Genomic DNA, 7411 nt, shown 5'->3' with positions numbered 1-7411 from the left:
ACGCTCTCCCCATGTGTCCCGCCCCGCCCTCCCGGGGGGCCGCGCGGGGGGGGGCGGCACCCGGTAGCCGGTCCCCCCCCCCGCCCTTCGCGTTCCACGGGAGCGCGTTCACTCGTCACGGTGAGTGTTTTCGCACCGGCGTACGCCGTGACACGGCGTGTGCGAGTGATTCCCCAGCGTGCAAATGGAGTTGAGAGTACTCCTGCCACGGGGGTGATTTCAGGTGCTTGCTGAATATGACACGGCGATGATCCGGTCGGACTAAGCTCGCCCGCAGCGCACCGAGTTGAGGCGTATTCGTGCGCTTGTTCCCCAAACCTCCCGTAGATACAGAACGTTCCATGACGTACCCCCCTGCAAGTTCCCCCGACTCCCAGCCGATTCCTTTCAGAGGGCCCACATGGTGAGTGTTCAACCCCCTCCCGCCGCCCAGCCACGACGGCGTGAACTGCCGTACGCGCGCGTGCTGTTGCCGCCCGCCATACTGATGGCCGCGGCGACCGGAGCCGCCGCCGCCCTGGTGACGGGGCCGGCCCGGGCGGCCGTCGGCTGGTGCGGCGCCGTCGCCACGGTCCTGGTGATCGCCACGGCGGCCGAAGTCGTACGCCGCGGCCGCGCCCTGCGCGGCGCGCGCGAGGAGCACGCCCGCAACACCGCGTATCTGGAGCGGCGGGTCGCCGCCCACGAGTACCAGATGGACCGGCTCGCCCGGGAGATCGTGCCCGTCGCGATCGACTACATGCACCGCGGCAATTCGCCCGCAGAGGTGATTCACCACCTGGGTGAACTCGACCCGTCCTACCGTGAACTCACCCCGCCCGAACTGTCGTTGATCGAGCGCGTGCTCTACATCATCGATCACGAGGAACAGCTGCGGGACTCCGCCCAGCGCTCCTTCGTCAACATCGCCCGCCGCGTCCAGGCGATCGTGCACCAGCAGAACAAGGAACTCCTCGAGATGGAGGAGGACCACGGCCGCAACCCCGAGGTCTTCGACGACCTGCTGCGCATCGACCACGGCACCGCGCTGATCGGCCGGCTCGCCGACTCCATCTCCGTCCTCGGCGGCGGCCGCCCGGGCCGTCAGTGGCCCGAACCCGTCGCGCTCTACAGCGTGTTGCGCGGCGCCATGTCGCGCATCCTGGAGTACCGGCGCATCTCGCTCGACAACATCTGCAAGGTCAACATCCGCGGTATCTCCGTCGAGCCGGTCATCCACGCGGCCGCCGAACTCCTCGACAACGCCACCCGCTACTCGCCGCCGCAGACCAAGGTGCACGTCACCGCCAGCGAGGTGCAGACCGGCGTCGCCATCGAGATCGAGGACGCCGGCGTCAGCCTCAGCGAAGAGGCCCGCGCCAAGGTCGAGGGCATGCTGGAGGCCGCCAAGGCCGGCATCGACCTCCAGGAGCTCGGCGACACCCCGCGCCTCGGCCTCGCCGTCGTCGGCCGGCTGTGCACCGCCTTCGACATGCAGGTGTCGCTGCGCACGTCGGCGTACGGCGGCGTCCGCGCCGTCCTCATCGTGCCGCGCGAGATGATCACCACCGAACCCGCCCCCGGCTACGCCCACGGCATCGGTGCCACCGCCGCCCCCCTGCCGGAGCTCGGCGCGCTCGAAGGCCCCAAGCGCAAGCCCAAGACGCGCCGCCCCACCAACCCGCGCATCCCCGCCGGGCTCTCCCTGGAAGACGACGTCCCGGTCGTCACCGAGTGGACGCCGGGCGGTCTGCCGCAGCGCCGCAGCCGGGTCAAGACCCCGCTCAGCGAGCGCATCGCCCAGCAGGCCAAGCTCGAACGCGAGGACCAGGAACGCATCGCCCGCGGCGAGAAGCCCGTGTGGGGCGACGCCATCAAGCCGCCCGCCCCCGAGCCGGCGCCGGAGGACGACACGCCCCCCGGACTGTGGGTGGAGGCCTTCTGGGAGGGCCTCAAGCGCGATCCCGATCCCAACGCATTCCGCCAGCCGACCAATGAACCGGCCCACGCCCCGGCCGATGACGAGGGGGACCTCAAGTGATCCAGCAGCGAGCCAACTTCGACTGGATGCTCAAGGATCTGGCCGACGGCGTACCCGGCATCGAGATGATCGTCGTGCTCTCCGCCGACGGCCTGCGCATCGCCCGGCACGGCGGCGATCCCGACGCCGCCGACCGGGTCGCCGCGGCCTGCGCCGGCCTGCAGAGCCTGGCGAGCGCCGTCGCGCACGAGATCCCGGACAGCGACGGCAAGATGAAGCTGGTCATCATCGAGATCAACCGCGGCTACTTCTATCTGATGGCCGCGGGGCCCAACGCCTATCTCGCGGTGCTCTCCGACACGTTCGCCGAACCCGGTCTGATGAGCAACCGCATGCGGGACCTGGTGGACCGGATCGGACCGCATCTGACCAGCCCGCCCCGGCGCAATGGGCAGACCGTATGACTCCTCCGCAACGCCGGCGGCGGTCCCCGACGCCACCGCCCGTCGCGCAGCCGGCCAAAGAGGGCGAGCGCAGGAACCCCGAGCGGATGTTCGTGGTCGGCGGCGACGGTGAGCTGCGCGCCGACCTCGACCTGGTGACCTTAATCACGGCGCGCGCCGATCCACCGCCCTCCGCGACGCCCGAGCAGACGGCGCTGCTCCGGCTCTGCACGGCCCCCCTGTCGGTGGCCGAGCTGTCCGCCTATCTCAACCTCCCGTTCAGCGTGGTGACCGTGGTGCTCACCGACATGCTGGCGGACGAACTGGTGCAGGCGCACAAGCCGCTGGTGCGGCAGTCGGTCGCCGACCGTTCCCTCCTCGAAGCGGTGATGCATGGACTTCAAAAGCTCTGACACCATCCCGGGACCACGCGCCGAGGACCGGCTGCCGCAGACGGCACAGGCCGCGGTGAAGATCGTGATCGTGGGCGGTTTCGGCGTCGGCAAGACGACCATGGTCGGTTCGGTCAGCGAGATCAGGCCGCTGACCACCGAGGAGACCATGACGCAGGCCGGGATCGGCGTCGACGACAACTTCGGTTCCGACACCAAGACCGCCACCACCGTCGCCATGGACTTCGGCCGCATCAGCATCACCGAGAAGCTGGTGCTCTATCTCTTCGGCACCCCCGGCCAGGAGCGCTTCTGGTTCCTGTGGAACGGCCTGTTCGAGGGCGCGCTGGGCGCGGTCGTGCTGATCGACACCCGCCGGCTGGAGGTCAGCTTCGACGTCATAGGGCGACTCGAGGAGCGCGGCGTGCCCTTCGTGGTCGCCGTCAACTCCTTCCCGGACGCGCCCCGTTACCCCGTCGAGGAACTGCGGCAGGCGCTCGACCTGCCCCCGGAGATCCCCATCGTGGAGTGCGACGCCCGCCGCCGCGCCTCCAGCCGGGACACCCTCATGACCCTGATGCGCTTCCTGCACTCGCTCGCCATGACGGGCGCGCTGACCTGACCGGCGTATCCCGAACTCCCCCGACACCGGATCCACTTCGGAGCGACCACGTGACGCCTGAATCCCACTCCCTGACCGGCACGGACGACCCGCGGTCCGGCCCGCCGCCCGGTTGCCCCGCCCATCGCCTCGGGCCAGGGGGACTGCGCCGGCTCTACGGTCCCGACGCGGAGGACCTGGACGAGCTGTACGAGGAACTGCGCGAGGAGCACGGCCCGGTGGCGCCGGTGCTGCTCCACGACGACGTGCCGATGTGGGTGGTGCTCGGCCACGCCGAGAACATGCACATGCTCCGCACCCCCTCGCAGTTCTGCCGGGACAGCCGCATCTGGACCCCGCTGCTGGAGGGCATGGTCAAGCCCGACCACCCCCTGATGCCGCACATCGCCTGGGAGCCGATCTGCTCCTACGCCGAGGGCGACGAGCACCTCAGGCTGCGCGGCGCGGTCACCGGCGCCATGTCCACCATCGACCACCGCGGCATCCGGCGGTACATCAACCGGTCCACCCAGCGCCTGGTCAACCAGTTCTGCGAGCAGGGCAGGGCGGATCTCGTCGGCCAGTTCGCCGAGCATCTGCCGATGGCGGTGATGTGCGAGATCCTCGGCATGCCCGAGGAGTACAACGACCGGATCGTGCAGGCCACCCGCGACATGCTGCGCGGCACCGAGACCGCCATCGCCAGTCACGCGTACGTGATGGGCGCCCTGCAGCGGCTCACCGAGCGCCGCCGGGTCGAGCCCGCCGACGACTTCGCCAGCCAGCTGATGAGCCACCCGGCCCGGCTCACCGACGACGAGGTCACCAAGCACCTCTGGGTCGTGCTGATGGCGGCCTACGAGGCCACGGCGAACCTCCTCGCCAATGTGCTGCGCATGGTCCTCACCGACCCCGGTTTCCGTGCGCAGTTGAACGGCGGCCAGATGACGGTGCCCGAGGCGGTCGAGCAGTCCCTGTGGGACGAGCCGCCGTTCAGCACCGTCTTCGCCTACTACGCCAAGCACGACACGGAGTTGGGCGGGCAGCGCATCCGCAAGGGCGACGGTCTGCTCTTCGGCATCGCACCGGGCAACGTCGACCCGCGGGTCCGGCCCGACCTCGCCGCCAACATGCAGGGAAACCGGTCCCATCTCGCCTTCGGCGGGGGTCCGCACGAATGTCCCGGCCAGGACATCGCCCGTGGCATCGCCGACGTCGGCGTCGACGCGCTGCTGATGCGCCTGCCGGACGTCCGGCTCGACTGCGCCGAGGAGGAGCTGACCTGGCGTCAGTCGATCTCCTCCCGGCACCTGGTGGAGCTCCCGGTCCGGTTCGAGCCGAAGCCGCAGCAGGACGTGACGATGAAGCCGAGCCTCAACCAGGTACCGGCGCCGCGTCCGGCGTGGCAGATCAGCACGGGGTCGCGTCCGCTGCCGGGTTCCGTGTCCCATCAGGCGCCCGCGCTGCAGCCCGGTTCCGTGTCCCAGCCGGCGCCCGCACCCCAGCCGGTGCCCGTTGTCCCGCCGCCGGTCCGCACGCCCGAACCGCCCCGCCGGCCGGGCGCATGGCGCCGCCTGGTCCGCTGGTGGAGGGGTTACTGACCGGCCCAGGTGCCGTACGACGCCCAGGCCCCGAGCACCCGGCCGCTGCGGAAGCGGTGCTCCGCCCCCGTGACCGGATCGGTGAACTCCAGTGCCCGCGCGAGCAGTTGCAGCGGGCGCCGGAAGTCACCGGCCGGTACGGGGGCGGCCACCACCGGGTAGAGCGGATCGCCGAGGATGGGGATGCCGAGGGCGTTCATGTGGACCCGCAGCTGGTGGGTCTGCCCGGTGGCGGGCAACAGCCGGTACCGTCCGAGTCCGTCGCCCCGGTGCTCGACCAGTTCGACCCGGCTGACGGCGTTGAGCTCGCCCGCCACCTCCCGGGCGGCAAGCTCCCCGCGCTCCTTGAGGATCCGGCTGCGCACGGTCGTGGGCAGGGTGAGGGAGGAGTCGTACGGCGCGACAGCCTCGTACTCCTTGCGGACCCGTTTGTCGCGGAACAGCGTCTGGTAGGCGCCCCGTTCCTGGGGGCGGACGGTGAACAGCACGAGTCCGGCGGTGAGGCGGTCGAGCCGGTGCGCGGCGCCGAGCGTCGGCAGCTGCAGCTCGCGCCGCAGCCGGGCCAGCGCGGTCTCCTTGATGTGGCTGCCGCGGGGGGTGGTGGCGAGGAAGTGCGGTTTGTCGACGACGACGATGTGCTCGTCGCGGTGGACGACTTCCAGCGGGAACGGCACGGGTGCCTCGTCCGGCAGCTCGCGGTGGAACCACACGAACATCCCCGGCACGTAGGGGGCGTCGCCCTCGACGGGCCGTCCGTCGGCCCCGACGAACAGCCCCGCCTCGAACATCTGGTCGATGACCCCGTCCCCGGCGGCGAGCCGCTCCACCAGATGCTCCCGCACGGTGGCCCAGCCACCCCCACCCGGCAACCGCACCCGCACCGGATCGACCCCGTCGCGCTGGGGGAGCGGGGAGGGCGGAGGAGGGATCCGGCGTCGCATGACGATCAAGGGTACGGGTGGGGGGCTGCGGTAGGTTCGTGGAGGCGTGAGGCGGCTGCCCTGCGGTGGGGCTCTGGCGGTTACCCTTGGTGGGGCGCTAGGGGGTGTCCGCGGTGGGTGTGGCGGCGGGCCTGTGGTGGGGCCTTGCAGCGGCCCGCGTGAGGGGCTCGGCCGGAGGCCGTGGTGGGGCTGAGTTGGTTGCCCTGGGGTGGGGCTCGCGCGGTGGTCCAGCGGTGGAGCGTGGAGGGTGTGTCCGCGGGGCTCTGGCGGCGGGTCTGCGGTGGGGTATAGGGCGTGTCCGAAGGGCTCAGGCAGCGTTTCCGCCGTGGCGTCTCCCGCGGCGGGCCTGCGGTGGGGCTCACGGCAGGGGGCCCGAGGTGGGGCTCAGGGTACGCGCCCGCGGTGGGGCTCACGGCAGGGTGCCCGGGGTGGGGCTCAGGGCACGGGCCTGCGGTGGGCTCAAGGCACGGGCCTGCGGTGGGGTGGGGCGGGGGCCCGTGGTGGGACCCGGCTCGTCCCCCCTGGGATCAGGCGGCCGGTTTGCCTTCCTGTTCTGCCTCGATTCGGGCGTTCCATTCCCGCTTCGAGGCCTGCCAGCCGTCCTCGTTGTGGCCGAGGCGCCAGTAGCCGGAGATCGACAGGTCCTCGCGGGGGATCTCCCGTTCGACGCGGAGCAGGCGACGGAGGTCCTTCACGAAGGCCGCCTCGCCGTGGACGAAGGCGTGCACCCGGCCCTCCGGGAAGGGCAGCGCGCGGACGGCCTCGGTCACGGCCGCGCCGACCGGGCGGTCCCCGCGGTGCAGCCAACTCACGGTCACGTCGGAGTCGATCTTCTGCTCCTCCTCCGGGCCCGCGACCTCCACGAAGGCGTACGCCGTCGCGCCGGCCGGCAGTGCCTCCAGGGCGCAGGCGATGGCCGGCAGGGCGCTCTCGTCGCCGACGAACAGATGCCAGTCCGCGGTGGCGTCCGGGGCGTAGGCGCCGCCCGGGCCCATGAACCGCACGGTCTCGCCGGGCCGGGCGCGCAGGGCCCAGGGTCCCGCGAGGCCCTCGTCGCCGTGGATCACGAAGTCCAGCATCAGTTCGTGGTGCTGGGGGTCCCAGGCGCGCACGGTGTAGGTGCGGGTCACCGGCCACTGGTCGCGGGGGAACTCCGCCCGGATCCGCTCCAGGTCGAAGGGCTCCGGATAGGTGACCCCGTCGGGCCCGAAGAGGAGCTTCACGTAGTGGTCCGTGCAGGTGTCGGCCGAGAAGTCGGCCAGGCCCTCCCCGCCGAGCACCACGCGCTGCATGTGCGGGGTCAGCCGTTCGGTACGGACGACCTGCGCGGAGTGGGGCTTGCGCGGCTTGCGGGCAGGGCGTTCTGCCATGACGGCCTCCCTCGAATAAGCTTAGGGTTACCTAAGTTAGCACCTCGGTCCGCCGAATGGTTCCTGCGGCAAAGCGAGTGAAGGAGAACTCAAGGGACGAATT

The 7411-nt window shown here is 71.2% G+C and carries 7 protein-coding genes; 5 read left to right on the top strand and 2 right to left on the bottom strand.

Going from position 1 to position 7411, the window contains the following annotated elements; all coding sequences use genetic code 11:
• Window positions 1-400 precede the first annotated feature (400 nt).
• Genes ACWD1Z_RS18085 through ACWD1Z_RS18065 form a run of 5 tightly spaced genes read left to right on the top strand, consistent with a single transcriptional unit; the run spans window position 401 to window position 4997 of the window.
• Window positions 401-2020, top strand: coding sequence for a sensor histidine kinase (locus ACWD1Z_RS18085; RefSeq protein WP_451119696.1), 1620 nt, complete (start codon window positions 401-403; stop codon window positions 2018-2020).
• Window positions 2017-2424 (top strand): roadblock/LC7 domain-containing protein, encoded by a 408-nt coding sequence (locus ACWD1Z_RS18080; RefSeq protein WP_186283327.1) that lies wholly within the window; start codon window positions 2017-2019, stop codon window positions 2422-2424. Before ACWD1Z_RS18085 ends, ACWD1Z_RS18080 begins: the two co-directional genes overlap by 4 nt.
• On the top strand, window positions 2421-2816 hold the full coding sequence (locus ACWD1Z_RS18075; RefSeq protein ID WP_451119694.1) for a DUF742 domain-containing protein: 396 nt from the start codon (window positions 2421-2423) through the stop codon (window positions 2814-2816). The genes ACWD1Z_RS18080 and ACWD1Z_RS18075 overlap by 4 nt, the downstream gene beginning before the upstream one ends.
• Window positions 2797-3417 (top strand): GTP-binding protein, encoded by a 621-nt coding sequence (locus ACWD1Z_RS18070; protein WP_451119692.1) that lies wholly within the window; start codon window positions 2797-2799, stop codon window positions 3415-3417. The genes ACWD1Z_RS18075 and ACWD1Z_RS18070 overlap by 20 nt, the downstream gene beginning before the upstream one ends.
• 50 nt (window positions 3418-3467) lie before the next feature.
• Window positions 3468-4997, top strand: coding sequence for a cytochrome P450 (locus ACWD1Z_RS18065; protein ID WP_451119690.1), 1530 nt, complete (start codon window positions 3468-3470; stop codon window positions 4995-4997).
• Here the strand turns inward: ACWD1Z_RS18065 and ACWD1Z_RS18060 are convergent.
• Together ACWD1Z_RS18060 and ACWD1Z_RS18055 are read right to left on the bottom strand one after the other, a co-directional pair.
• Window positions 4991-5938, bottom strand: a complete 948-nt coding sequence (locus ACWD1Z_RS18060) for an RluA family pseudouridine synthase (RefSeq protein ID WP_451119688.1) — start codon at window positions 5936-5938, stop codon at window positions 4991-4993. The genes ACWD1Z_RS18065 and ACWD1Z_RS18060 overlap by 7 nt on opposite strands.
• A 527-nt stretch (window positions 5939-6465) precedes the next feature.
• Window positions 6466-7308, bottom strand: a complete 843-nt coding sequence (locus ACWD1Z_RS18055; protein WP_451119686.1) for a siderophore-interacting protein — start codon at window positions 7306-7308, stop codon at window positions 6466-6468.
• Window positions 7309-7411: the final 103 nt, after the last annotated feature.

It is taken from the genome of Streptomyces sp. NPDC002784, from assembly GCF_053592135.1.
Note: the sequence above shows the minus strand (reverse complement) of the source record. Positions and strands in the feature narration are given on the sequence as shown.

Excerpts from the sequence above, each read along its gene's own strand:
- ACWD1Z_RS18085 (WP_451119696.1), top strand. The coding sequence starts at position 401 with ATGGTGAGTGTTCAACCCCCTCCCGCCGCCCAGCCACGACGGCGTGAA.
- ACWD1Z_RS18075 (WP_451119694.1), top strand. The coding sequence starts at position 2,421 with ATGACTCCTCCGCAACGCCGGCGGCGGTCCCCGACGCCACCGCCCGTC.
- ACWD1Z_RS18070 (WP_451119692.1), top strand. The coding sequence starts at position 2,797 with ATGGACTTCAAAAGCTCTGACACCATCCCGGGACCACGCGCCGAGGAC.
- ACWD1Z_RS18060 (WP_451119688.1), bottom strand. The coding sequence starts at position 5,938 with ATGCGACGCCGGATCCCTCCTCCGCCCTCCCCGCTCCCCCAGCGCGAC.
- ACWD1Z_RS18055 (WP_451119686.1), bottom strand. The coding sequence starts at position 7,308 with ATGGCAGAACGCCCTGCCCGCAAGCCGCGCAAGCCCCACTCCGCGCAG.